The organism is Marinobacter orientalis (genome assembly GCF_004792665.1).
GTDB classification, from domain to species: domain Bacteria; phylum Pseudomonadota; class Gammaproteobacteria; order Pseudomonadales; family Oleiphilaceae; genus Marinobacter; species Marinobacter orientalis.
Genome location: NZ_SRZX01000001.1, coordinates 1585692 through 1609452 on the forward strand (window position 1 = coordinate 1585692; position 23761 = coordinate 1609452).

24 protein-coding genes are annotated in these 23761 nt (G+C 58.6%); 17 read left to right on the top strand and 7 right to left on the bottom strand.

Annotation, left to right across the window (positions count from 1 at the left end; translation table 11 throughout):
* From DIT72_RS07315 to DIT72_RS07350, 8 genes are all read left to right on the top strand, one after another.
* Positions 1–1614 carry an AMP-binding protein gene (locus DIT72_RS07315; RefSeq protein WP_135954498.1) on the top strand — a complete coding sequence of 538 codons (1614 nt, stop codon included), beginning with the start codon at positions 1–3 and terminating at the stop codon, positions 1612–1614.
* Between the two features lie 140 nt (positions 1615–1754).
* On the top strand, positions 1755–2978 hold the full coding sequence (locus tag DIT72_RS07320; RefSeq protein ID WP_135954499.1) for an ABC transporter substrate-binding protein: 1224 nt from the start codon (positions 1755–1757) through the stop codon (positions 2976–2978).
* A gap of 74 nt (positions 2979–3052) precedes the next feature.
* Positions 3053–3922, top strand: a complete 870-nt coding sequence (locus DIT72_RS07325; protein ID WP_135954500.1) for a branched-chain amino acid ABC transporter permease — start codon at positions 3053–3055, stop codon at positions 3920–3922.
* A complete protein-coding gene (locus DIT72_RS07330; protein WP_135954501.1) occupies positions 3919–4866 on the top strand; it encodes a branched-chain amino acid ABC transporter permease in 948 nt (315 codons plus the stop codon). Before DIT72_RS07325 ends, DIT72_RS07330 begins: the two co-directional genes overlap by 4 nt.
* Positions 4863–5645, top strand: a complete 783-nt coding sequence (locus DIT72_RS07335) for an ABC transporter ATP-binding protein (RefSeq protein WP_135954502.1) — start codon at positions 4863–4865, stop codon at positions 5643–5645. The genes DIT72_RS07330 and DIT72_RS07335 overlap by 4 nt, the downstream gene beginning before the upstream one ends.
* Positions 5642–6346 carry an ABC transporter ATP-binding protein gene (locus DIT72_RS07340; RefSeq protein ID WP_135954503.1) on the top strand — a complete coding sequence of 235 codons (705 nt, stop codon included), beginning with the start codon at positions 5642–5644 and terminating at the stop codon, positions 6344–6346. Before DIT72_RS07335 ends, DIT72_RS07340 begins: the two co-directional genes overlap by 4 nt.
* A 61-nt stretch (positions 6347–6407) precedes the next feature.
* Positions 6408–7091, top strand: a complete 684-nt coding sequence (locus DIT72_RS07345; RefSeq protein ID WP_135954764.1) for a TetR/AcrR family transcriptional regulator — start codon at positions 6408–6410, stop codon at positions 7089–7091.
* Between the two features lie 50 nt (positions 7092–7141).
* The gene (locus tag DIT72_RS07350) at positions 7142–8365 is read left to right on the top strand and encodes a CaiB/BaiF CoA transferase family protein (RefSeq protein ID WP_135954504.1); all 1224 of its coding nucleotides are present in this window, start codon (positions 7142–7144) and stop codon (positions 8363–8365) included.
* Between the two features lie 23 nt (positions 8366–8388).
* On the opposite strand, the gene DIT72_RS07355 is transcribed toward DIT72_RS07350, so the two are convergent.
* The 6 genes from DIT72_RS07355 to DIT72_RS07380 form a co-directional block, all read right to left on the bottom strand.
* Entirely contained in the window at positions 8389–9054 is a 666-nt protein-coding gene (locus DIT72_RS07355; RefSeq protein ID WP_135954505.1) for a DUF6969 family protein, read from the bottom strand.
* Positions 9054–9581, bottom strand: a complete 528-nt coding sequence (locus DIT72_RS07360) for a fused DSP-PTPase phosphatase/NAD kinase-like protein (protein WP_135954506.1) — start codon at positions 9579–9581, stop codon at positions 9054–9056. The genes DIT72_RS07355 and DIT72_RS07360 overlap by 1 nt, the downstream gene beginning before the upstream one ends.
* Positions 9582–9887: 306 nt before the next feature.
* The gene (locus DIT72_RS07365; protein WP_135954507.1) at positions 9888–10499 is read right to left on the bottom strand and encodes a DUF6691 family protein; all 612 of its coding nucleotides are present in this window, start codon (positions 10497–10499) and stop codon (positions 9888–9890) included.
* Positions 10496–11002, bottom strand: coding sequence for a YeeE/YedE thiosulfate transporter family protein (locus tag DIT72_RS07370; protein ID WP_135954508.1), 507 nt, complete (start codon positions 11000–11002; stop codon positions 10496–10498). Before DIT72_RS07370 ends, DIT72_RS07365 begins: the two co-directional genes overlap by 4 nt.
* 149 nt (positions 11003–11151) lie before the next feature.
* Positions 11152–12183, bottom strand: coding sequence for a lipid A deacylase LpxR family protein (locus DIT72_RS07375; protein WP_228260748.1), 1032 nt, complete (start codon positions 12181–12183; stop codon positions 11152–11154).
* A 143-nt stretch (positions 12184–12326) separates the two neighbouring features.
* Entirely contained in the window at positions 12327–13220 is an 894-nt protein-coding gene (locus tag DIT72_RS07380; RefSeq protein WP_135954510.1) for a LysR family transcriptional regulator, read from the bottom strand.
* A gap of 124 nt (positions 13221–13344) precedes the next feature.
* Here DIT72_RS07380 and DIT72_RS07385 point away from each other — a divergent pair, with 124 nt between their 5' ends.
* From DIT72_RS07385 to DIT72_RS07410, 6 genes are read left to right on the top strand one after another with little or no spacing between them, the layout of a single operon-like run.
* The gene (locus tag DIT72_RS07385) at positions 13345–14787 is read left to right on the top strand and encodes an aldehyde dehydrogenase family protein (RefSeq protein ID WP_135954511.1); all 1443 of its coding nucleotides are present in this window, start codon (positions 13345–13347) and stop codon (positions 14785–14787) included.
* A 10-nt stretch (positions 14788–14797) separates the two neighbouring features.
* Positions 14798–15799 (top strand): membrane dipeptidase, encoded by a 1002-nt coding sequence (locus tag DIT72_RS07390; protein ID WP_135954512.1) that lies wholly within the window; start codon positions 14798–14800, stop codon positions 15797–15799.
* 52 nt (positions 15800–15851) lie between these two features.
* Entirely contained in the window at positions 15852–17474 is a 1623-nt protein-coding gene (locus DIT72_RS07395; protein WP_135954513.1) for a BCCT family transporter, read from the top strand.
* A 3-nt stretch (positions 17475–17477) separates the two neighbouring features.
* A complete protein-coding gene (locus DIT72_RS07400) occupies positions 17478–19208 on the top strand; it encodes a protein kinase family protein (protein WP_135954514.1) in 1731 nt (576 codons plus the stop codon).
* Entirely contained in the window at positions 19205–19972 is a 768-nt protein-coding gene (locus DIT72_RS07405; RefSeq protein WP_135954515.1) for a DUF3726 domain-containing protein, read from the top strand. The genes DIT72_RS07400 and DIT72_RS07405 overlap by 4 nt, the downstream gene beginning before the upstream one ends.
* Positions 19973–19986: 14 nt before the next feature.
* Positions 19987–20376, top strand: coding sequence for a RidA family protein (locus tag DIT72_RS07410; protein ID WP_135954516.1), 390 nt, complete (start codon positions 19987–19989; stop codon positions 20374–20376).
* Between the two features lie 95 nt (positions 20377–20471).
* On the opposite strand, the gene DIT72_RS07415 is transcribed toward DIT72_RS07410, so the two are convergent.
* A complete protein-coding gene (locus DIT72_RS07415) occupies positions 20472–20729 on the bottom strand; it encodes a YdcH family protein (protein WP_135954517.1) in 258 nt (85 codons plus the stop codon).
* A 255-nt stretch (positions 20730–20984) separates the two neighbouring features.
* Between DIT72_RS07415 and DIT72_RS07420 the strand changes: the two genes are divergently transcribed.
* The 3 genes from DIT72_RS07420 to DIT72_RS07430 all read left to right on the top strand — a co-directional run bounded on the left by DIT72_RS07420 (position 20985) and on the right by DIT72_RS07430 (position 23742).
* A complete protein-coding gene (locus tag DIT72_RS07420) occupies positions 20985–22280 on the top strand; it encodes a Glu/Leu/Phe/Val family dehydrogenase (RefSeq protein WP_228260749.1) in 1296 nt (431 codons plus the stop codon).
* 24 nt (positions 22281–22304) lie between these two features.
* Positions 22305–23066, top strand: a complete 762-nt coding sequence (locus DIT72_RS07425; RefSeq protein ID WP_206081054.1) for an FkbM family methyltransferase — start codon at positions 22305–22307, stop codon at positions 23064–23066.
* Between the two features lie 136 nt (positions 23067–23202).
* Entirely contained in the window at positions 23203–23742 is a 540-nt protein-coding gene (locus DIT72_RS07430) for a cytochrome b (protein WP_135954518.1), read from the top strand.
* Positions 23743–23761 lie beyond the last annotated feature (19 nt).

Genomic DNA, 23761 nt, shown 5'->3' on the forward strand with positions numbered 1-23761 from the left:
ATGAATAAGTACAACAGCCTTAACAAGACAGCCGCCAACCACTCTGCGCTGACACCGTTGAACCTGCTCCAGCGTTCTGCGCAGGTTTTCCCGGACAAAAGCGCGGTCATCGACGATGACCGGACACTGTCCTACCGGGAGCTCTATCAGCGTTGTTGCCAGATGGGTGATGCGCTTATGCGCAGGGGTGTCAACGCCGGGGACACGGTGGCCATCCTCTGTCCGAACAGCCATGAGATGCTGGAATCCCATTATTCCGTGCCCATGGCCGGAGCGGTACTCAACTCGATCAATATCCGCCTTGATGCCGCATCACTGTCCTTCATTCTGGCCCATGGTGAAGCCCGGGTGCTGTTCTATGATACCCAGTGGGAGAACACGGTCAGAGCTGCCATGGCTGAACTGGAGATGCCTCCGCTGCTGGTCGCCATCGAGCGCAAGGCGGGGGCGAGCGAAGGCCTGGCGGACAACGGCTACGAGAGTCTGCTGACCGAAGGGGATGCAGAGGCTTCCTGGCAACGCCCCGCCGACGAATGGGCCGCCATTTCACTGAATTACACCTCCGGTACCACTGGCAACCCGAAAGGCGTGGTCTACCACCATCGCGGTGCCTACCTGGCGGCCATGACCAACGCCATGGTCTTCAACATGACCGCCGACACGGTCTACCTGTGGACACTGCCGATGTTCCATTGCAACGGCTGGGCCTACACATGGGCGATTACCGCCGTGGGAGGCACCCATGTCTGCCTGCGGGAGGTTGACGCCCTGGAAATATACAGCCGGATCGAGGATTACGGCGTGACCCACATGTGCGGTGCGCCGATTGTAATGAACATGCTGCTGCAGGAGCTGGGGCGCGAGGGCCTGACGCTTTCCCGGCGGGCGCACTTCGCACTGGGCGGTGCGGCGCCCCCCAGCAGCGTGATCCGCAAGGCAGAGGAAATAGGCTTCGAGATTACCCACCTGTATGGCCTGACGGAGACATTCGGACCATCGACATTATGTGTGCCCCAGCCGGAATGGCAGCAGCTACCGCTGGAAGAACGGGCGGTGAAAATGTCCCGTCAGGGTGTCCCCACTCACGGCCTGGATGAGGTTGTGGTAATGGATACGGTCAGCGGCGCCCGGGTACCTGCAGACGGCAACACCCTGGGCGAAATCTGTATCCGCGGCAATACTGTGATGAAGGGCTATCTGAAAAATACGGACGCCACGGGCAATGCATTCCGGGATGGTTGGTTCCATACCGGTGACCTGGCGGTCATGCATCCGGACCACTATGTCGAAATCAGGGACCGGGCCAAGGACGTGATCATATCCGGTGGCGAGAACATCTCCAGCCTGGAGGTGGAAGAGGTTCTATACCGGCACCCGAAAGTCTCTGAAGCTGCGGTGGTGGCAATGGAGCATGAAAAGTGGGGTGAAGTGCCCTGCGCCTTTGTCAATCCGGTCGACGATGCCGATGAACTCACCGCCGAAGAGATTATCACTTTTTGTCGGGATCACATGGCGCACTTCAAGGTGCCGAAAAAGGTGGTGTTCGGCGAGCTGCCCAAAACCGCCACTGGCAAGATACGCAAAAACATTCTGCGGGACTCTCTATCACGATGACTGTCCCGATGATTGGGCTGACCATGGTCAGCAGGAGGTCGCGATAACGCCAATAACGCATTCAGAAAAACGACACAGGCTCTGATTCAGCGGGCCGCAAGTTCCAGTGACAACAAAGACAAGAAAACAGGAGCATTATCATGAAAAAAACGCACATCAAGAACTTCCTGGTTGCGATGACCGCAACCGCGGCGCTGGGTACCGCCAGTACCGGTTATGCCGAGGATCCGATCCGGATCGGGGGCCTCTACATTCTCTCCGGCAGTGCTGCCACCTACGGTGAGTTTGCCCAGAAAGGCATCGACCTTGCGGTGGATGAAATCAACGACTCTGGCGGCATTCTGGGCCGCCAGATTGAAATGATCTATGAAGACACTCAGGGTAAGGCCTCGGTTGCTATCCAGGCAGCCCGGAAACTGGTCTATTCCGAAGGGGCCGATGCCCTGGTAGGGCTGGACAGCTCGGGCGTCGCCCAGGGTATGGTTCCAACCATGCCGGAGCTGCAGAAGCCGTTGATTATCACCCATGCTGCCACGCCGGATGTCACCGGCAAGCTCTGTAATCCGTTTACCTATCGCATCAGTGTGAACGTGGCCCAGAACATGAAGGCCGCTGCCATGGTGGCCGCGGAAACCGATGCCACCAACTGGACCACCATCGGCCCGGACTATGCCTTTGGCCATCAGTCCTGGGAGTTCTTCGGTAACTACCTCAAAGAGATCAATCCCGATGTAAACCTGATGTCGGAGACCAACTTCCCGCGCTTCGGTGCCGAGGATTTCACTCCGTTCATTGACCGGGTCATGGACTCTGATGCCGAGGGCGTTCTGATCTCCGTATGGGGTGGTGACCTTGTCAACTTTATCCGCCAGGCCAACAACCGGGGCTTTTTCGAGCAGGACCTGGAGCTGATGTTTACCGTTGGTGCTGCTACCGAAGTACTGACTGCCCTGGGTGATGAAATGCCGGAAGGTGTGCACCTGTCCACCCGGTACTGGTACGAGGCCTACGACAATGACATCAATGACCGCTTTGTGAAGTCTTACATTGATGCCTACGGCAATCCGCCAAGCTATAACGCCGAGGGCGCGTATGCAGCCATCTACGCTTACAAGCAGGCGATGGAAGCGGCCGGTAACACCGACGGCCCTGCTGTTGCCAAGGCACTCAGCGGCATGAGCATGGAAGCCCCGAACGGAACGGTAACGTTCCGCAAAGGCGATAACCAGGCCATGGTCAGCCCGAACTGGGGTATTTCCGGCCCCATGCATGCGGAGCACGGCATCCGCACGCTGACCAGCCTGCAGATCTTTGACGGCGAAAAAGTAGCCCGCACCATCGACGAGACCGGTTGCAAGCTCTGATCTGACTGTTCTTGTGCTTGCCGTGGCGCCCTCCGGGGCGCCACGAATCCGGCCCTAACGTAATGAGGTAATCCATGTCTGGCATCGGAGCGGCGTTGCTGAATAGTCTCGATATCGGACTGCTGCTGTTCATCATCGCAGTGGGTCTGAATATCGTGTTCGGTGTGCTGAACATCATCAACTTTGCCCACGGGGCACTTTACATGCTGGGGGCCTATCTGGCCTTCACCCTGATCAACATAGCGGGGATGCCCTTCTGGGCGGCCCTGCTGCTGGCGCCGATTGGCGTCGCTATCCTGGCAGTGATCATCGACCGGGTCCTGTTGCGCTTTATCTATTCCCGCGACGTGGCAGACAGCCTGCTACTGACTTTCGCCATCCTGCTGATCATCAACGAGAGTGTGCGGATGATCTGGGGCAGTGGCATCCACGTGGTCCAGCCGCCGGATCTGCTTTCAGGTTCGGTGCGCCTGCTGGGCAGTTCCGTTGCCACTTACAGCCTGTTTGTGATTGCTATCGGCCTGCTACTGCTGGCGGGGCTCTGGTACCTGTTCAATCGCACCCGCATCGGCCGCATAATGCGAGCCGCGGCACTGGACCGGGACATGGCCGAGGCGCTGTGCATCAACACCCGCCTGGTGGTGACCGGTGTTTTCGCTTTTGGCGCATGGCTGGCTGCTGTCGGCGGCGTAATGGCAGCGCCGATGCGTGCACTGGATCCCGGTATGGGTGACAAGATCATTATCGAGTCGTTCATCGTGGTGGTAATCGGGGGGTTGGGCAGCTTTCCGGGTGCCTTGCTCGGTGCCATCATCCTGGGCCTGATTCATGGCTTCGGCGGCCGTTACCTGCCGGAAGTGAACCTGCTGTTGCCGTTCGTGGGCATGGCGCTGGTTCTGTTGTTCAAACCACACGGCATTATGGGCAAGGGGGCAACCGCATGAAGAACAAGGTTCTGATGGCCATTCTGGCTGTGGTGATTGCCGGGCTGATTGCGGTGCCCTGGATCGCTTCTTACTTCTATGTCTTTATCTTTACTGAAATCCTGGTTCTCGGTCTGTTCGCGGCCAGCTTCAACCTGATTTTCGGCTATACCGGGATGCTGAGCTTCGGGCATGCGGCTTTCTTCGGTATCGGTTCCTACGCCACCGCCCTGGTGCTGATCCACCTGCAGTGGTCGTTCCTGGCCTGCCTGCTGGTCTCCATGGGGGCGTCGGCACTGCTGGCGCTGGTGATCGGTTTCCTGAGCGTCCGCCTCAATGAGGTGTACTTTGCCATGCTCACCCTGGCTTTTGGCATGATGGTTTTTGCCATCGCCTACCAGTGGCGCTCGTTGACCAATGGCAGTGACGGTCTTGCCGGGTTTACCCTGGGCTCCTTCGGGCTCGGTCTTGATCTGACCCTGGGCAATCCGTTGGTCTATTATCATGTGGTGCTGGGTATCGTGGTCATTGCCTCGATAGTGCTTTACTTGATCTGCCGCAGCTCCTTCGGCATGATTCTCAAGGCCATCCGCCAGAATCCCGAGCGGGTATCCTTCGCCGGGCTGAATGTACGGACCTACCGTCTTGTGGCCTTCATTATTGCCGGCACCTTCGCGGGCCTGGCCGGTGGTCTGATGGCCCCGTTCCTGCGGGTGGCGAGCCCGGAGCTCCTGCACTGGTCGATGTCTGCCGAACCGATCCTGATGGCCATCCTCGGTGGTACCGGCTATTTCCTCGGGCCATTCATCGGTTCCGCGGCATTCGTATTGCTGGAAACCTGGATCACCACATATACCGAGTCCTGGATGCTGGTTCTGGGCATCATCCTGGCGATGATGGTGATCTTCTTCCGCAAGGGTCTGCTGGGTACCGCGATTGACTGGTGGATGGAGGTGAAGAAATGAGTAACCCGGTCCTTACCATAACCAGCCTTACCAAGCGTTTTGGCGGAGTCACCGCGGTGTCCGATATCAACCTGGAAGTCATGCCCAGGGAAACCATCGCTATTATCGGTCCCAACGGTGCCGGCAAGACAACCTTCTACAACATGGTTTCCGGCCGGATGCTGCCCACCGAGGGCAAGATCATGCTGGACGGCAAGGATATCACCGGCCTGCCGCCCCACAAGATCAGCCGGTTGGGAGTGTCCCGCTCGTTCCAGCTCAATAACATCTTCCCGGAGATGACGGTACAGGAGAACGTGGAAGTGGTGCTGTCGGCCTACCACGGCCATAGTCGCAAGCTGTTCAACATTGCCTCCCGTAACACCGGGATCCAGCAGGAGGCGGTCGAGTTCCTGGAGCGCCTGGGCATCGACAGCCTGAAAGAGCAGCGTGCCGAGGTCATCAGTTACGGTGACAAGCGATTGCTGGAAATTGCCATGGTGCTGGCAACACAACCCAAGCTGGTACTTCTGGACGAACCCACCGCCGGAATGACCCCGGACGAAACCCGGCGTACCACCCGGCTGATCAAGAAGCTTGCGGACAGCGGTGACTACACGTTCATGATTACCGAGCATGATATGGATGTGGTCTTCAACCTGGCGGACCGGATTCTGGTCATGCACCGTGGCGAAAAGCTGTTTGCCGGTACCCCCGAGGAGGTGAAGAACCATCCGGAAGTTCGTGTCGCGTACCTGGGTGAGGAAGACGACGAGGCGGTCGAGGAGGCCAACCCATGATTCTTGATGTTCGCAATATCCAGACGTTCTATGGCGAGAGCCAGGCGCTACACGGTGTTACCCTTCAGCTCGAAGCCGGTGAAACGGTTTGCATCCTCGGTCGTAACGGCGCGGGAAAGAGCACCACTCTGAAAAGTATAATGGGCCTGACGCCTCCGAGGTCCGGAGAGGTCATTTATGACGGCAAGCCGGTGCAGGGCTGGCCGGCGCACCGGATTGCCCGTGCAGGCATCGGTTATGTACCGGAAGACCGCCGGATCTTTCCCGGGCTGACCGTGCGGGATAATCTGGATGTGGCCGCCTACCAACGCAAGGGCAGTACCGCCCGCTGGACGGTGGATGGCATCCTCAAGAAATACGAGATGCTGGGCGAACGGGCGGGCCAGGACGGTGCCACTCTCTCCGGTGGCCAGCAGCAGATGCTGGCAGTGGCACGCTCACTGATGATTCAGCCGCGGCTGCTGTTACTGGACGAGCCCAATGAAGGGCTGGCCCCGGTGATCGTGCAGCAGATTGGCGAGCTGATTGATGACCTGAGCCAGACCACAACCATCCTGTTCACCGACCAGAGCGTGCGGTTTGCGCTCAAGCATGCCCAGAGGGCGTATATCCTCGAGAAGGGCCAGGTGGTCCACGAGGCAAGCAGTGATGAGTTGCGGACTGATCAGGCCACCCAGGACCGGTTTCTCTCGGTCGCATAGTCCGGCGGTGGCATAATCCGGTGTATAATCCCCGCCGCAGGAGCAGGCAGTCGTGGCAGTTATGATCGAGAATTATGAAGCATTTCGTGGTGAGCTCAGCATGTCCAAGGAGGATGTGATCCGTGATGTTTACCGCCAGAACAAAGAACGGATCAGTATCAAGAAGGAGGCGACGGCGGTAAAAAACCTGACCCGGATCATTGAGTCGACCCTGCGGCTGGCCAATTCCAAAGGTTTCCATGCCATGACGCTCAGGGACCTGTGCGCGGATTCCGGCATGAGTATGGGGGGGCTGTATGCCTATATCCGCAACAAGGATGACCTGATTCACCTGATCCAGAGCCACGGGTTCATTATCACGCGGCGGACCTTGCTGCATTACACCACAGAGGTCCGGGATGTGCGTGACCGTCTGTTCGCAGCGATCAAGGCGCACTTGTACCTGAGTGAGCTGATGCGTGCCTGGTTCTACTTTTCCTACATGGAAGCAAAGAGCCTGCCGGTTGAGGAAAAGCGGGATGCGGTAGCCATTGAGCTGGAAATCGAAGAAATCTTTCTGGGGTTGATCGAAGATGGTATCGAGGCCGGGGTTTACCGCGCAAGAAATGCCCGTCTTGTTGCCTCGATGATCAAGGCCCTGTTGCAGGACTGGTACCTGAAGCGCAGGAAATACCGTGACCAGAATGTTGCTGTTGACGACTACGCTGCGTTCGTCAGGGACGTGATTGAAAGCTATCTGCTCTGAGGGTTTTGATACCGGGGCAGGCGATGGTGATCACACACAAGGAGAATCGGATGTCAGGCTCCCTCTCTCATCTGCGTGTCCTCGATCTGTCGAGAGTCCTCGCCGGCCCCTGGGCCTGTCAGATTCTCGGTGATCTGGGCGCGGAGGTTATCAAGATCGAGCGTCCGCGAACCGGTGACGACACCCGCTCCTGGGGCCCGCCCTACCTGCAGGGAGCTGACGGTAGCGCCGAGCTATCCGCCTACTTCCTGGCGGCCAACCGGAACAAGCAGTCCCTGGCGATCGATATCGCCCATCCCGCGGGGCAAGAACTGATCCGCAAACTCGTGGCCGAATCGGACGTGGTACTGGAAAACTTCAAGGTTGGCGGCCTCAAGCGCTATGGCCTGGATTACGACAGCCTCAAACACATCAATCCGAAGCTCATCTACTGCTCGATCACCGGCTTCGGCCAGGATGGTCCCTACGCAAACCGCTCGGGCTATGATTTCCTGATCCAGGCCATGGGTGGGCTGATGAGCATTACCGGGCAGCCAGATGGCGAACCGGGCGCCGGGCCGATGAAGGCCGGGGTGGCCCTTACAGACATCCTCACCGGGTTATATGCCACCATTGGTGTGCTCGCCGCGCTCAGCCACCGGGACCGGACCGGGGAGGGCCAGTACGTGGAAGCCGCGTTGCTGGATGTCCAGGTGGCGTGCCTGGCCAACCAGGCCATGAATTACCTGACCACCGGCAAGGCACCGGCGAGGATGGGCAACGCCCATCCCAACATCGTGCCTTACCAGGATTTCCCTACGGCGGACGGCAATATGGTGCTGACGGTCGGCAATGATCAGCAGTTTGCCCGGCTGTGTGGCGTGCTCGGGCATGCGGAATGGGCGAGTGACGAGCGCTTTGCGACAAACCGTGCCCGGGTCGCCAACCGCAGTGAACTGATCCCCAAGCTGCGACAGGCTACGGTGATGCGGTCTACCCGGGATTGGGTAGCCATTCTGGAGGATGCCGGCGTGCCCTGTGGGCCGGCGAATACACTGGATCAGGTATTTGATGATCCCCAGGTCCTGGCGCGGGGCATGAAACAGTCTGTCGCCCACCCCGACCTGGGAGAGGTGCCAACGGTCGGTAATCCGATCAGGCTGAAACTGACCCCGGTCACTTATCGTACGGCACCGCCGCTGCTGGGGGAGCAGTCGCAACAGGTCCTCCAACGCGTGGCGGGTCTGTCGGCCGGGGAGATCAAGGATCTCAGGAATCGTGGCGTTATCGCGTGACCGGGCAGGTTAGCGGCGCGGGGCTATGACCTGTCGAGAAGAACGCGTGCCACCTGCTGTTTCCAGGCCGCGACATCAACCCTGCACTCACTGAGCACCTCCAGATCCCGGTTCTCAAGTAGCCGGTCCAGTGGTGACCTTGCCGATCGCAGCACCCGGTCCCGCTCAACAAGCAGGGCCGCAATGTGAAAACGGTGCAGTCTTACAAAATGGGTTATCCAGATATTCAGCGGCCAGCTCGGGGAGGCATGGTCAATCTCGAATTCACCCAAGCGCGGGATTACCTGTTCCGCGGAATGCCAGGTTTCGTCGGTGACCCAGCGATTGGTGGTAAACAGGCCGGTAGGGTGGCCCCAGGCATTCATGGAAATGGCAACCAGGTGCATAAGCTGGTCTTCCTCATGCTCCCCGTTCCTTACCGTCAGAAAAGTGTGAAAATGTCCGTGCTCGGGCGTGTCAGGGCGATGGGCGTGATAGTAATACTGGCTCCGGCTATCCGGGTCGAAGACATCACCTTTGGGATAATGCTCCATTTCATAGAAGGTGCCCTGGCCCTTCAGCACTTCACCCACCAGGTTCAGTCCGCCCTTCCCGAGCACCCGGCAACACTCCTGGATCCGGTTAGCCGAGTCCAGAAGGTCTTCAAGTTCTTCGCTTGTCAGTGCACTGAGGTCGGGCCGACACTCCATCAAAGTCCCATTAACTCCCGCACGGCGCCTTCACGGCTGGTCTTCAGACCGGCAGCCCGTCCTTCTTCAATAGCAATCTCCGCCGGAACGCCCATATGGAAACGGTAAAGAGCCCACATGGCACCAACACGGTTGCTGCTGGCGCAGTGCACCAGAATGGGATAGTTGGCCGGTGATGACGCGATTTTGGAGAATGCTCTGACCTGATCCCGGGTCGGTGCTGTCGTCGAGACTCCAAGCGCGTGGAAATTCAGACCTGCGGCATGTGCCTCGGCCTCTTCCTCAGAGACGCCTTCTTCCTCGGTGAGCAGACTGACCACGGTATTGAATCCCTGGGCCTTCAGCTCCGCCATGGCGCCTTCCTTGAGGTGGCCACCAGCGGCAATAAATGGTGACGGACGGTTGTAGTTTTTCACCACCTGGGGCATTTCGCTGCCGAAGGGGACGGTGGCCCAGTCATTTTCAATAGCGTAAGGGAGGCGCCGGTCAGGATTCTGTTCAGCGGAGCGCGGAACCGCTGCCGGCATTGGCTGGGCCCCTGCATTTCCAGTACCCGTCGCAGCACCTGCTGCGCATGGATTTGCCGACGGTTTGGCTGCTGCGCACGGATTGGCCGCCGCGCAGGGATTTGCGGTTGCACTCTGGCTTGCTGCTGCGCACGGATTAGCGGCAGCACAGGGATTGGCGGACGAACTCTGGCTGGTCGTCTGATCCTGGGTTGCGGTCGGATTCTGGGAATCGGAACACGCAGAAACTCCCATCCCCAGCGCGATGGTGATGGCCACAGGCAGTGTGGCACGTTTGAATCGGTAACAGGTCACGACTGTGCTCCTTCAGTTCTGTCTGTTGCTTTCCGGGTAAAGGTCAGATGCCTGATAGGGCCCGCCAAGCTTTCGCTCAAGCCTGCTGCCCAGCCTGAAACCACCCCACGCCATTGCCGCCAGCACCAGAATGATCAGCCACTCCGGTATCCCGGTAAGATCCATCAGGGTTTGCCCCTGCGGGCCGGGTGTAGCGAGATAGAGTTTCTCAAGGGGGGCGAACCAGGCGGCAAACAACGCCGTACCCAGCACCATTCCGGCCATGAAAACGATAGCGTCAATCCGCCCGCCGGCAAGTCCCGCCACCGATGTGCCGGGGCAGTAGCCACCAATGGCAAAGCCGGCACCAATCAGCAGTCCGCCGACTCCCATGGCGGCGTAAAACGGGGTAGGGACATAGTAGCTGCCACTCCCCATCAAGCCGAACTGCTTCGACACCCACAACAGCAGGGCAGCCACGATAACGGCGGTAAACATGACCTTGAAAACTGACCAGTCTTCAAGGCGAAACTGTCCGGTGAGTTTCCGGGGACTTCCAAACCCTGCATTCTCGAGCGCAAAGCCGAACAGGAATCCGGCAAGCAGGCCGGACGCAACACCGGAATCAAAGAGAGGCCAGATCATTGCCAGTACCTCCTTACCATAAAACTGAACAGGAACCCCGCCGCAAAGAAGCAGATCAGGAACACAAATCCCCCCACCGCCAGTGCGGCACCACCGGACAGGCCAAGGCCACTGGTGCAGCCTCGTGCCAGGCGCGCCCCTAGGCCGGTCAGAATACCACCGACCAGAGCCATCACCAGCCGGCTACCAACCCCTGCCGACGGCCCCCTCTCAACCTGGGGGCGGAAGCGGCGACCGGACAGCGCCCCGACAAGCGCTCCAATAAAGGCGCCGAGAACTTCCCAGGTGATCCAGGCCTGAAGGGGGTTACCGCGAACATAGTCTCCCAGGTAGCGGTTTGCAGCGGTCAACTCCGGCGCCAGCCACTGGCCGGACTCCGCCGTAAGTCGCGTGAAGAAACCACTGGCACCCAGACCATGGCCAGTCAGAACGAAGGTAAGAAAGAGGGCCAGTCCCAGAGCAACACCGGCCGATAAGGGTGACCAGAAAGGACGTGGAGACATGGGGGCTCCTTGCAGGCTAAATAGATATTACTTTTTGTACTATCCTTATTCGTTTATGTCAAGAGGCCAGGCAGCCATTGAGCCTCGCTGCTAAAGCCGGGACTCAACGGATAACCCACAGCGGCGGTGAGCAGCCCTGTTCAGGGACATCACAGGGCCCATGTCAGCGAAAGGGTGCCAAAACTGAAATTATCCTTGTTGGTTTCTTCTTCACCGGTCGTTGCCCGCAGAATCATGGCCAGCTGTAACTGATTCCATTGCCATGTTCCGCCAATACCGACCTGGCCCTGGACCAGACTTTCATCGAACCGGAAGGGATCGGAGTTTTCATCAAGATAGGAATAGGGTACATATTCCAGCCCCATCCCGAGAAATACAGACCATCCCCGACCATTTGCATTCAAGGCACCCGGCATCCCGATTGTGGAGGCGGTGCCGGCATAATCGGGTACAAAATTGATCGGCAAATACTGTCCGATACGCCAGACCAGGCCAATCCTGCCATTGGTTTTGAAGCTGGACAGCATGGCCGAGCCCAGGAGCGAAACTTCCTGCTCCAGGTCATCCGGCGAACCACTGTGCATGATTTTTCTGGCATGGGCCGCCTGTACACCGCCAAGGACGTCAGTACCAAGCTGGTGGTCCCAGCCATTCGGAGTTTCATTTCCAGTCAATTCATGCGCCCATTTCTGGGATTCTTCTGCGCCGCTTTCCGGGCCGACAACCCCGAGATGGACACCATATCCCGTAATACTGTTGGCATCCCAACTCCACAAGGTGGTGCTGGCAAAGAGAAACCCCGCATAGGGGAGATCGTCCAATTGGGGTTCACTGGCGGTGATATCTGCCGGGGTGACCATCAGTTGTCGCAAGCTGAAGGCAAGCGCATGCTCCTGGGTCTGTGAATTCAGGCCGGGTAAAAAACCGACGGCATCTTTCGCGCCGCGTGCAAGGCTGGCCGATTTTTTTTGCTGGTCATCGGCGCTGGCTGTGAGATAGGAGAGCTTTAAACCGTTCGTATATCCCCTGTCTGTACCGGTAAACAGGTCGTTATCCCAGGCAATGTTGAAGGTGTCGGCCTGGGCTGTAATGGCAAATGCCGAGAAGGTCAGGCCACCGAGCAGAGTCCTCAGGGTTGGCCGTAACAGGTGTTCTGTAAGCAGGGATAGTTTTGGGCGCACAGTGCACTCCAGCGCAAGTGTCTGAATAGTGGTTGAATTGCACAGTATAGTGGTTGCTGGCAAAGAGGGCGAGTGCTCACACCCCGAACGCCTTTTCTGTCGCAATAACAGAGTCAGTTTGCAGCCAGGCACCTTCCCGGCCGTCATGCCGGCCAGCCAGTGACTCCTGTCAAGCGTTTCAGAATCACTCGCTCCAATGCCTGGGCGGAAGGCGACAGCGACCGGTTGGCTGGTTTGATGATGCCGATCTGGCGGACCAGTTTGGGTTCGCTCAGGGGCACAAAGCACAGCTTCCGGTTATCTACCGGAAAGGCCAGGCGGGGCAGCGTGGTAATGCCACTGCCTGCCTCCAGCATGGCGAGCAGGGAGATCATGTTGGAAATGTAAAAGTCGTTATTATCCACCAGGCTGGCCGCCGCGGTATTTTTCAGGAGCCGCGAGGTGCCGTTGGCGATGAAACGTTCTTTCTCCAGTTCGTGCCACTGCAGGCTGTCGCGGTTTGCCAGTCGGTGGTCACGATGCAATACAACCCCGATGTTGTCCTCGAACAGGTGGGTATAGCTCAGGTGTTCATCCTGCGCCCAGACACTGCTGATCCCCAGATCCACCTCGCCATTGGCGACCATACGGCAGACGAACTCGGCGTTTTCGTCGTGGAGGTTAATATTGATGTCGGGATACTCGGCAATGAATGCCGCCAGGAATCCCGGCATCAGCCGGCTGGCAACGGACGGCACCGTGGCCAGTGTAACGCGCCCCTGCTGACCATGGGCGACATGCTGAAGGTCCCTGGCCAGTCGGTCGTGCTGTCTTATCAGTTCCCGGAATCTGGGCAGGCAATACTCACCAAATGGCGTCAACTGTCCCTTGAGACTCTTTTCGAAAAGCGGCTGTCCGAGCCGCTCCTCAAGATCACGTATGGCCATGGACAGCGCCGGCTGGCTGCGATGCAGCTGGCGGGCAGCGCCGTGAAAACTGCCTTCCTCCCAGACCGCCAGCACATAGCGCAGCGGCTGAATCTTGAGCTCGATCCCCATACGTCATTTATCCTCAGAGCAGTGCCAATAGACCATAAGCATAGCTTATCAAAAGTACGATATTTTTGATTATCCTTATAAATAAAAGGCGTCTAGGCTATGGGTAATCATTGAGGAGGAACCCATGTCACAGTCGCACGCACTCTACATCGGTGGAGAGTGGGTCAAGGGCGAACAGTCTGCCCAGCCCAACCAGAACCCGTCTGATCTTTCCGATATCATCGGCCATTATGACCAGGCCAGCGCCAGTCAGGTGAAACAGGCCATTGAGGCCGCCCGGCAAGGGCAGAAAGCCTGGGCTGAAACCGGGCTTGAGGCCCGTTACAGCGTGCTGATGGCCATTGGCAATGAGCTGATTGCCCGCAAGGAGGAACTGGGCGAGCTGCTTTCCCGGGAGGAGGGCAAGCCGCTGGCAGAGGGCAAGGGCGAGGTGTATCGCTCCGGCCAGTTCTTCCATTATTACGCCGCTGAAGTGCTTCGCCAGATTGATGACCGGGTGGCATCAGTGCGCCCCGGTGTCGAGATAGAAACCCGCCGCGAGCCGCTGGGGGTCGTCGGCGTGATCAGCCCCTGGAATTTCCCCATGGCGACCGCCGTCTGGAAAATCGCCCCGGCCCTGGCGTTCGGCAACGCCGTGGTGTTCAAGCCTGCCAATCTGGTGCCGGCAAGCGCCTGGGCGCTCACGGAAATCATCAGCCGTCAGGCTCTGCCCGCCGGTACCTTCAATCTGGTGACCGGCAGCGGCCGCGAAGCAGGTGAAGCCCTGATTACCAGTCCCCAGGTTCAGGCTGTCAGCTTTACCGGGTCGCTGGAGGTTGGTCGCCGTGTGGCTGCCGCTACTGCCGCCAACCTGGTGAAATGCCAACTGGAAATGGGCTCCAAGAATGCCCTGATCGTGCTGGACGACGCCGACCTGGATGTGGCCGTTGATGCCGCGTTCGCCGGTGCCTATTCCGGTACCGGGCAGAAGTGTACCGCCTCTTCACGACTGATTGTTACCGATGCGGTACACGATGACTTTGTGGCCAGACTGACCGCAAAGCTTGCCGCGGCGAAGGTTGGCCCGGCGCTTGCGGATGGCACGGTCATCGGCCCCATTGCCAGCGAAAGCCAGTTGGCAGCCAACCGGCGCTGGGTAGATGTTGCCCTGCAGGAGGGTGCCACGCTGGCATTCGGCGGTGACGACGTGAGTGCTGCCGGTGATGGCTATTACATGCAGCCGGTTCTGTTCACAGACACCACCAACGACATGGCTATCAACCGCGACGAAGTGTTCGGTCCTGTGGCCTGTGTGATCCGCGTTCCGGACTACGAAACGGCGCTGAGCACGCTGAACGATACCAACTACGGCCTGACTGCCGGCCTGATCACCCGTTCCCTGCATTGGGCGACGGACTTCAAGGCTCGTGCGGAGACCGGCTGCGTGATGGTGAACCTGGCCACTGCCGGCACGGATTATCACGTGCCTTTTGGTGGCCGCAAGGATTCCAGTTTCGGGCCGCGGGAACAGGGCCGGTACGCCCGGGAGTTCTACACCGTGGTGAAAACCTGTTACACCAAGGCCTGAGGAATCCGTCATGTCAAAGTCTGTTCTGACCATTGATGGCCTGCAGTACTCGAACTGGTCACGATCCATTTTCGAGGAAATGCGGGAAGGCGGTGTTAACGCGGTGCATGCCACTCTGGTGTATCACGAAAATTGCCGCGAGACCCTGCTGCGTTTCGGAGAATGGCAACGCCGCTTTGAAGAGCATGAAGACCTGATCATGCCGGTGTTCCAGGCCAGCGATATCGAGCTGGCCCGGGCAAGCAACCGAGTGGGCATATTTTTCGGTGCCCAGAACTGTTCGCCCATTGAAGATGATATTGATCTGGTCGCCATCATGCGGCGGCTCGGGCTGTTGATCATGCAGCTTACGTATAACAATCAGAGCCTGCTGGCCTGTGGATGTTACGAAGCGGAAGACAGCGGCATCACCCGTTTCGGCAGGCAGGTGATCCGGGAGATGAACCGGGTCGGCATGTTGATTGATATGTCTCACAGCGCGGAGCGTTCGACGCTGGAGGCCATTGAGCTGTCGGAGCGGCCGGTGATTATTTCCCATGCCAATCCGGCGAGCTTTCATGCCGCCAAACGCAACAAGTCCGAGGAGGTGTTGCGGGCAGTGGCGCAGAGTGGCGGCATTCTGGGGTTTTCCGTGTATCCGTTCCACCTTAAAAATGGTCCGGACTGCACGCTGGATGAGTTCTGCGGCATGGTGGCCGATACCGCAGAACTGATGGGAATCGACCATATTGGAATGGGCACCGACCTGTGCCAGGGACAGCCGGAATCGGTGCTGACCTGGATGCGCAACGGCAGGTGGACCAAGGCCATGGACTATGGCGAGGGCAACAAGGCGAACGCCGGCTGGCCGGAGCCGCTGTCCTGGTTCAGCGACAACCGCCATTTCGGCAATATCACTGAGGGGTTGCGCCTGAAAGGGTTCAATCAGGAAGAGATCGAGAAGATCATGGGCCGAAACTGGCTCCGGCAATTAACCGAGGGTACGCGACCCCAGGCAGGGAGCGTGTACTGAATTTTCTCTGTTCCAGCTATAAAGCTCCAACAACAAAAAACAGGTAAACGCCATGACAATCTCAGCCAGCTCTACCGCGACTCAGGAAGCGGGTATCAAGCGCTTGGGGGACCCGATCGTATTGGGCCTGAGCATTGGGTTCATACTGCTTTTTCTTGGTCTCTCACTCTATGACATCGAGTGGACGGCCGGATTGATTTCCAGCGGCTTTGCCTGGACGGCCGAGACCCTGGGCTCCTTCTTCCAACTTCTGCTGTTGCTGACCTTTCTGATTGGCATGGGCGTGGCTGTCTCCCCGGCGGGCAGTGCCAAGGTGGGTAACCGCAGCACCCCGGAGCTGAGCACGTTTAAATGGTTGTCCATCATCATGTGTACGCTCCTGGCCGGCGGTGGTGTTTTCTTTGCAGCTGGTGAGCCGGTGTATCACTTTGTAGTGACGCCGCCTGTGTTCAGTACCGAGGCCGGAACGGCGGAAGCGGTTGCGCCAGCGCTTGCGCAGTCATTCATGCACTGGGGATTCCTGGCCTGGGCAATTCTCGGGACACTGTCTGCCATTGTGCTGGCCCATGCCCACTATGTGAAAGGTCAGCCACTGCAGCCCCGGACACTGCTTTATCCGGTGTTTGGCAACCGGGTGATGCATGGCTGGTTTGGCGGCCTGGTGGATGCCGCCTGTGTGATCGCAGTGGTTGCCGGCACTGTGGGGCCGATCGGGTTCCTGGCCACGCAGGTCAGTTTTGGCCTCCATGAGTTGTTCGGTTTCCCCCAGGGTTACGGTACCCAGCTGGTGATACTGGCAGTGCTGGCGGGTGTTTATGTGACCTCGGCAATGACGGGAATCCACAGGGGTATCCAGATTCTGAGCCGGTTCAATGTCTTTCTGGCACTGGCGATTGCGGCGGTGATTTTCATCTTCGGTCCGACACTGTTTCTGACCAACGCCTACACCCAGGGCTTCGGAGAGTACGTCACGTCTTTCTTCGCCATGGCAACGGTTACCGCCAACACTGCTGAAGGCTGGTGGATGCAATGGTGGACCGTGTTCTTCTTTGCCTGGTTCCTGGGTTACGGGCCTCTGATGGCCATCTTCGTTGCCCGCATCTCCCGGGGCAGGACAATCCGCCAGATGATTCTCGCCGTGGGCGTCATGGCGCCAGTGGCGACCACCATATGGTTTACCCTGTTGGGTGGGTCCGGCATTTTTTACCAGCTAACGGGCGCTATCGACCTGACCGGAGCTCTCAACAATTTCCAGTTTGACGTAGCCACACTCACCATTGCCCAGGCGTTGCCCGGCGGCACGCTGATGGCGCTGGCCATTCTGGTCCTCACTACTATTTTTGTGGCAACCACGGGCGACTCCATGAGCTACGCCATTGCAGTGGTCAGCGCCGGACATGACGACCCCGACCCCATCGTTCGTGCCTTCTGGGGCGTGGCGATGGCTCTGATGGCGGCGGTGCTTCTGTACATGGGTGCGGGGCAGATCAGTGCGCTGCAGCAATTCATTGTCATCACGGCGATACCCGTCTCACTGATTCTGCTGCCGTCACTTTACATTGGCCCGAAATCCGCCTATGCAATGGCAAGGGAGCAGGGCATTGTGCCGCCCAAGGGTGAAGTGGCCCTGGCCGGTCAAACGTCAGTTTCGTCTGACTCTGTTTCGAGGAATTAAAACATGGCTACCCAGTTGGACACGCAACCTCAGCTGAAACTGCGCCCTGCCGCCAGGGTCATGAACCTGGTGCGGCTGGGTAGCCTGCACGCCAGCCGTCTGAGCTTCTCCCGCAGCCTGGTCCGCCAGATGGCACGCGAGGACTGGACGGTAACAACTGTGCGGGATGAGCTGGATGAGCACGGTCATGGCGTAATGATCTACCGCTTGCAGACGCCCCATCATAGCTACCACGGTGTGATATTTTCCCAGCACCTGGAGCCCGAACACAGGTCCGACCGCGTTATTGCCGAGGCATGGGACGTTACATTTGCGCTCGTCGAAGGGGCAGTGGAAGACAGCCTGCTGGCCCAGATGGCTGCCAACGTACCCCTGCAGGAGGCCGGCCGGCAGCATCCGAGATTGCTGGTGCTGTCGCGGGCCAACAAAAGCCTGCGTAACTTCGATCACTTTGTCGAAGCCCTGGCGTCGGGGCAGCAACCGGATCCGGCATGGCTGACCCGCGTAGGTTATCTTTATCGCACCACGGCGGTGTATGGCAATGGCAAGTTCGGCATTGCAGACTACGCGCGCCTGCAGAAAAACCCGGATTTCAACCGGCCATTTTCGGCCCAGATGTTCGCTGTCTATCTGTTGCGTCACTTCTCGATACAACAGGTGGAGCACCTTGCCCGGAGCCGTTCTCCAGCTCATGCTGTCGGCCTGGCCCCGCAGCTGCAACGTTATCTGGGTATTGGCAACTCCACCGGTTTGGGTATGGCGCCTTTCCTGATCAACCATCCGCAGCTGATCCAGCAGTGGGTCTGTTGTCGTGAACGTGCCCTGGCCTGGGCGCGCGGGCAATTGCCCACCGAAGCCTCACGTCTTGAGCTGATGACGCTGTTGCGCCGGGCTCACCAGCATTTTGTCGAGACCCTGACGGAGGACGCTGAGCAGACCCGGCGCAATGCGGCTACGGTAGAATCCATCGAGGCCGTCATTCACTGGCTGGAACAGACCACGGCGGGCCCGTGCCTGTGGGACAACCTCCTGGACTGGGCCGACGACCACTGTTCCCTGGAAGCCCAGGAACTGATCAACACCCTGCTGATTGAACTCTATCCCGATCTTATTGATGCGGTGGAAGACGAGTTGGGCTGTGAGGAAATACTGGAATTGCAGCCGGAAATGCGTGCGGCTGCACTCAAACAGTTGATCGAATCGAAGTTTGCCTGGGCACTGGATTACGACCCCAAGAATCCGGACCACCAGTACTGGTTCTGGTACCGTTCGGTGGAAAAAGAGGAGCCACGGTTGGGCGTGCGCGCGGAAGAGCCCGGAGCTGAAAAGGAACTTCCGCTGGCTATCGGGCCGCGGATACATCGCACCTATCAACTGCTGGATGCGTTTCTGGATCGCAGTCCGCGGGGCTCGGTGGTGGAGTTCCTGATGGCCCACCCCGGACAGAAAGAATGTGTCCGGCGCATCCAGACCATGGGAGCCACACCCTATGGCGAGATCCAGGCCAATCTCTGGCACCGGGACATGAAACCCATGCACCTGTTGCGCACCAAGCTCTCATTTTTCGGTGCCAGCCGGTTCGACCCCAAGTCGGATCGTTGGGTCCGGGTAACCCTGTTTCAGGGTGCACCGTTATTCTGTGAGCTGTTCAGCGATCATGGCACCGACAAGGCACGGCTGAAGGCGCTGGATGACTGGAGTTTCCCCGTCGAACCGGACCTGAAACCATCATGAAAGTCTCATTCAACGAACTGCAGGGAATGGGTCGCAAGGCGTTTATCGGTATCGGCTTCGAGGAAGGTGATGCCATTGATGCTGCAGAAATGGTCGCCTGGATGGAAGCCCACGGACTTGGCGGTGTCGCGGCCCTCAAGAAAGGCCTGGACTACCTGCTGACCGAGGACCCCGCCCGAACCCCGACTCTGGTGTACCAGGACGCTGACTTCACCGTGCTGGACGCCCACAATCACAGCATCCTCGGCAACGCCAGCCTGGCGCTGGAGCTCGGCTATGCCCGGGCCCGGGCGCGTGGGCTGTCAATTACCAAAATCCGCCACTGCCACAACCGGGTGTTGGTGATCGGTTATCTGTCCCGGCTGGCCCGTCGGGGTATGAACGTAACGGCCTTCTGGCGTAACTCCCACGAACCCCTGATCGAACAGGTAGTTGGCTTCAAGGCGGGCCACCTGGTTCCGGAAATATGTGTCTATAGCCTGGAGGATATCCCCGACGATACCGAAAAGAATGATGGCATTACCCTGATCATGGCCAACCATGTTGACCTGCTGCCAAGCCTGCGCTCGGACTATGCCCTGACAAACCTGATGCGGCAGACCGAGGAAGACCTGGAACAACAGCGGGGCCGGGCCCTGGTGGAAGGTCTGGAGGTGGATGACCAGCTCTGGAGGACCCTCAAAACCCTGGCTGACCGGTTGCTGGTGGAAGCCTCCGAGGCCTCCCGCAGTGGCGCCGGGGCTGGTAAGAGCGATAATGACTGACCGGAGAAAAACGGATGACGACTGCACCCACGATTAATCCCATCGCGACAGATCTGCCACGCTCGAAAGCACCATTGGAGTGGGCAGTGACCGCCAACGGTATTCTTTTTACCGCCCAGATTCCCATCGACGCCAGTGGCCAGGTCGTTCCCGGTGGCATAGAGCCCCAGATCAGGCAGACCATGAACAACCTGAAGCACACCCTGGACTGCGCCGGCATGGGGATGGCAGGCCTGACCCAGGCCCTGATCTACGTGACGGATCGCGAGCATCTGGCAGTGGTCAACCAGGTCTACGCCGACTATGTGGCCGAACCCTATCCCAATCGTGCAGCAATCATTGTTTCCGGTTTTGCGCGGGCGGATATGCTGGTGGAAATAGTGGCGTATGCAGCAAGCGACTGAGTAGTCCATGGGTTTCAGGGCCTTTCCGACCCTGATTCTCAACGGTTTTTCTGACCTGCCCCGACCAGATCCGGAAGATCAGTTATCGGTTGCAGTTATTCCGCGGTTGAAGACTCATAGTGGCGAATCATGCCTGCCAACTGATCTTTGAGGTTGAGGCGCTGCTTCTTGAGATTTTCCAGGTGCTCGTCGGAGGTGTTCTCTGCGCCGCCTTCGAAGTGGTGAACTGCATGATCTGCATCATGGTACTCGTCAAACAGCTTCGCGAAATGACTGTTGCTGGTTTTCAGGTGATGAATGGTTTCTTTTGATCCGGGCATTTCGTGAATCAGATCGTGCTTTTCCAAAGACATATAGCAAATCTCGATGGTTGAGGTGGGTTTTACTGGTTCAATATTAACCCGTCAGGCTACTCTGTTTTTGACACTCGTCAATGGCCCGTGCTGTTTTGGCGTCAAATCAGCGAGGAGACTCCGAAACCGATAACACCCTGATGCATTCACCAGTGGCATTTCTTTCCTGGCGGCCACGGGAAAACTTACAATACTATTGGAGAACAGTTAGCCAATACATTCCACCGAATTTGACATCAATTCCGGAGGATCAGTGTGAGTGAAAAGAAAAGCCTGTTAAACGACGCGCAGTCCCGGATGGAGGATATCTTCGACCGCCTGGATGTGGACGACGACGTCCGCCACCAATTCAAGCAACCCAGGCGGATTCACCAGGCCGCAATTCCGGTTCGTATGGATGATGGCAGTTTACAGGTCTTCCCAGGCTGGCGTGCCCAATATGACCAGAGCCGCGGACCCTGCAAGGGTGGCATACGCTTTCATCCCGATGTCGATGCCGACGAAGTCGCCACCCTCAGCTTCTGGATGATGCTCAAGTGTGCCGTGGTCAACCTGCCATTCGGAGGTGCCAAGGGCGGTGTGAAGGTAGATCCGAAATCTCTCTCCCGATTGGAGCTGGAGCGGCTGTCCCGGGGCTACATACGTGCCTTTTACGATGTGATCGGGCCGAACCGCGACATTCCCGCCCCGGACGTCAATACCAACGAAACTATCATGGGGTGGATGGCGGACGAGTATTCCGAAATTGCACGCCATAAAGTACCTGCGATCATTACCGGCAAGCCTCCCGCAATGGGTGGCTCGGCAGGCCGCACGGCGGCAACCGGGCGCGGCGCCCTCCAGGTTCTGGAAGCCTGGGCCAGACGCCGTGGCATGCAGCCCGAAAACATGACTATAGCGGTGCAGGGCTTCGGCAATGCCGGCTATCACTTCGCACGCCTGGCAAAAGAATCCGGCTACCGCATAGTGGCACTTTCCGATTCCAAGGGGGCAATCCACGCCAGGCAGGGCCTGGATCCGGAGCCGATCTGGCAGCACAAACACAAAAACCGCGAGCTCAGGGGCATGGTCTATTGCCAATCGTCCGTGTGCGCCGAGAGCGATGTCGACCACATGAGCCAGGACGATTTGCTGGCGTTGGATGTCGATGTGCTGGTGCTGGCGGCGCTGGAAAACGCCATCACCACCGACAACGTGGACCAGGTGCGTGCCGGCGCCATCCTGGAAATCGCCAACGGGCCGGTAACGGCAGACGCCGACAAGAGCCTGGCCAGAAAGAAAGTCACCGTGCTACCGGATGTTCTGGCCAACGCCGGAGGCGTGATCGTCAGTTACCTTGAATGGATACAGAACCGTACCGGCGACTACTGGTCCGAAAGCTATATCAACGAGCGCCTGGCCGACCAGTTGGTGGGCCAGGCCGAGCTTTGCTTTGACCGTGCGGAAGGGGAAAACATTGATTACCGCGTTGCTGCCTACCTGCAGAGCGTCGAGCGCATTGCACTGGCTATCGCCAGCAGCGGCACCCAGCGGTACTTTTGCAGTGAGTGAGAGTAGGGAACCTGGGAGGCGCTCTTGCGTGGGACCATTTTCGATCAGGTGAACCGCGGTCTGGGACTGCTGCAATCCTTTGTTATCTATCGACGTCCCGGGCGCCAGCGAGCTTTACGCCAGCTCTACAGTGAATTTATCCAGCCCGGGGATCTGGTGTTCGATATCGGCGCCCATCTGGGGGACCGTAGCTCCGCGTTTGCGGCATTGGGGGCACGGGTGGTGGCGGTGGAGCCCCAGCCACAACTGGTGCGCTGGTTGCGGCGGCTGACCCGGCATCAACCCGGGATAGTATGCCTGCCACTGGCGGTGGGGCGGGCTCCGGGCGAGGCCGAGCTGGCACTGAGCCTGCGCAATCCCACGGTGGCCTCACTGGACAGCCGCTGGCGCGAACACCTGCGTGCAACGACCGCCGGTTTCCGGCACGTGCGCTGGGAAGGCTCGGCCACCGTGACGGTCACCACGCTGGACGAGCTGATACTTCAGTACGGCCGGCCCGGCTTCTGCAAGATTGACGTGGAAGGCTTTGAAGTGGAAGTACTGGCGGGCCTGAGCCAGCCGCTGCCGGCGCTGTCTTTTGAATTCGTCAACGGCACCCTGGATCAGGCATTGCGATGTCAGGAGGAACTGGAGCGGCTGGGCCGGTACGAGTTCAATATTATTGCCGGCGAGCAACGCTGTTTTATCTGGTCTTCATGGCAGAGCCCGGAGTCACTCCGGAACTGGCTCGATGCGGGAGCTGACGGGATCGCCTCGGGTGACATCTATGCCCGGCTCATTACCTGAGCCCCGCTCACTGGCCGTCAGCAGTGGGCGTGAGAGGTCACTTCAATACAGCGCTTGCGGAGTACCCGAATAAATCCGATGATGGTTCAAGCACCAAAGCGATAGGAAATCACGTGGCTGTCTGGAGGGCGAACGTATGCCGGAGATTCAGAAATACCCCGCAGGCTGGCGGATACTGCATTGGGTAATGGCGCTGATGGTTCTGACTCTGATACCCATTGGGCTCTGGATGGCCTCACGTGCGGAAGCCGACCTCTGGGGGGATCTGACGGATACACTGTACAACTGGCACAAAGCAATTGGCTTCAGCGTGCTGTTGCTGATGGTCCTGCGGATTGTGGTCAAAATCCGCTTAAAGACCCCTCCCTATCCGGATGAAATGCCACGGCAATTGCAGATTGCCGCCAAGAGCCTGCACCACCTGATCTATATAATGCTGGTGGTGACACCCCTGTTTGGCTGGGCCGGTGTGACGGCATTCCCGGCTCTGGTCACGGTAGGCGGCTACCACTTGCCTGCCATGCCCTTTGTGCCAGAGGATAAAGAACTGGCCAACCGCCTGTTTGAAATACACGGATGGCTTGCCATAACCCTGGGTGTGCTGATCGCCGGCCATATCGCCGCAGCGTTGCGTCACCTGCTCCGCAAGGACGGTATCTTCCGGCGGATGGTTTGAACAACCACAAGAGGGTGCC

Excerpts from the sequence above, each read along its gene's own strand:
- DIT72_RS07315 (WP_135954498.1), top strand. The coding sequence starts at position 1 with ATGAATAAGTACAACAGCCTTAACAAGACAGCCGCCAACCACTCTGCG.
- DIT72_RS07320 (WP_135954499.1), top strand. The coding sequence starts at position 1,755 with ATGAAAAAAACGCACATCAAGAACTTCCTGGTTGCGATGACCGCAACC.
- DIT72_RS07325 (WP_135954500.1), top strand. The coding sequence starts at position 3,053 with ATGTCTGGCATCGGAGCGGCGTTGCTGAATAGTCTCGATATCGGACTG.
- DIT72_RS07330 (WP_135954501.1), top strand. The coding sequence starts at position 3,919 with ATGAAGAACAAGGTTCTGATGGCCATTCTGGCTGTGGTGATTGCCGGG.
- DIT72_RS07335 (WP_135954502.1), top strand. The coding sequence starts at position 4,863 with ATGAGTAACCCGGTCCTTACCATAACCAGCCTTACCAAGCGTTTTGGC.
- DIT72_RS07340 (WP_135954503.1), top strand. The coding sequence starts at position 5,642 with ATGATTCTTGATGTTCGCAATATCCAGACGTTCTATGGCGAGAGCCAG.
- DIT72_RS07345 (WP_135954764.1), top strand. The coding sequence starts at position 6,408 with ATGATCGAGAATTATGAAGCATTTCGTGGTGAGCTCAGCATGTCCAAG.
- DIT72_RS07350 (WP_135954504.1), top strand. The coding sequence starts at position 7,142 with ATGTCAGGCTCCCTCTCTCATCTGCGTGTCCTCGATCTGTCGAGAGTC.
- DIT72_RS07355 (WP_135954505.1), bottom strand. The coding sequence starts at position 9,054 with ATGGAGTGTCGGCCCGACCTCAGTGCACTGACAAGCGAAGAACTTGAA.
- DIT72_RS07360 (WP_135954506.1), bottom strand. The coding sequence starts at position 9,581 with ATGCCGGCAGCGGTTCCGCGCTCCGCTGAACAGAATCCTGACCGGCGC.
- DIT72_RS07365 (WP_135954507.1), bottom strand. The coding sequence starts at position 10,499 with ATGATCTGGCCTCTCTTTGATTCCGGTGTTGCGTCCGGCCTGCTTGCC.
- DIT72_RS07370 (WP_135954508.1), bottom strand. The coding sequence starts at position 11,002 with ATGTCTCCACGTCCTTTCTGGTCACCCTTATCGGCCGGTGTTGCTCTG.
- DIT72_RS07380 (WP_135954510.1), bottom strand. The coding sequence starts at position 13,220 with ATGGGGATCGAGCTCAAGATTCAGCCGCTGCGCTATGTGCTGGCGGTC.
- DIT72_RS07385 (WP_135954511.1), top strand. The coding sequence starts at position 13,345 with ATGTCACAGTCGCACGCACTCTACATCGGTGGAGAGTGGGTCAAGGGC.
- DIT72_RS07390 (WP_135954512.1), top strand. The coding sequence starts at position 14,798 with ATGTCAAAGTCTGTTCTGACCATTGATGGCCTGCAGTACTCGAACTGG.
- DIT72_RS07395 (WP_135954513.1), top strand. The coding sequence starts at position 15,852 with ATGACAATCTCAGCCAGCTCTACCGCGACTCAGGAAGCGGGTATCAAG.
- DIT72_RS07400 (WP_135954514.1), top strand. The coding sequence starts at position 17,478 with ATGGCTACCCAGTTGGACACGCAACCTCAGCTGAAACTGCGCCCTGCC.
- DIT72_RS07405 (WP_135954515.1), top strand. The coding sequence starts at position 19,205 with ATGAAAGTCTCATTCAACGAACTGCAGGGAATGGGTCGCAAGGCGTTT.
- DIT72_RS07410 (WP_135954516.1), top strand. The coding sequence starts at position 19,987 with ATGACGACTGCACCCACGATTAATCCCATCGCGACAGATCTGCCACGC.
- DIT72_RS07415 (WP_135954517.1), bottom strand. The coding sequence starts at position 20,729 with ATGTCTTTGGAAAAGCACGATCTGATTCACGAAATGCCCGGATCAAAA.
- DIT72_RS07430 (WP_135954518.1), top strand. The coding sequence starts at position 23,203 with ATGCCGGAGATTCAGAAATACCCCGCAGGCTGGCGGATACTGCATTGG.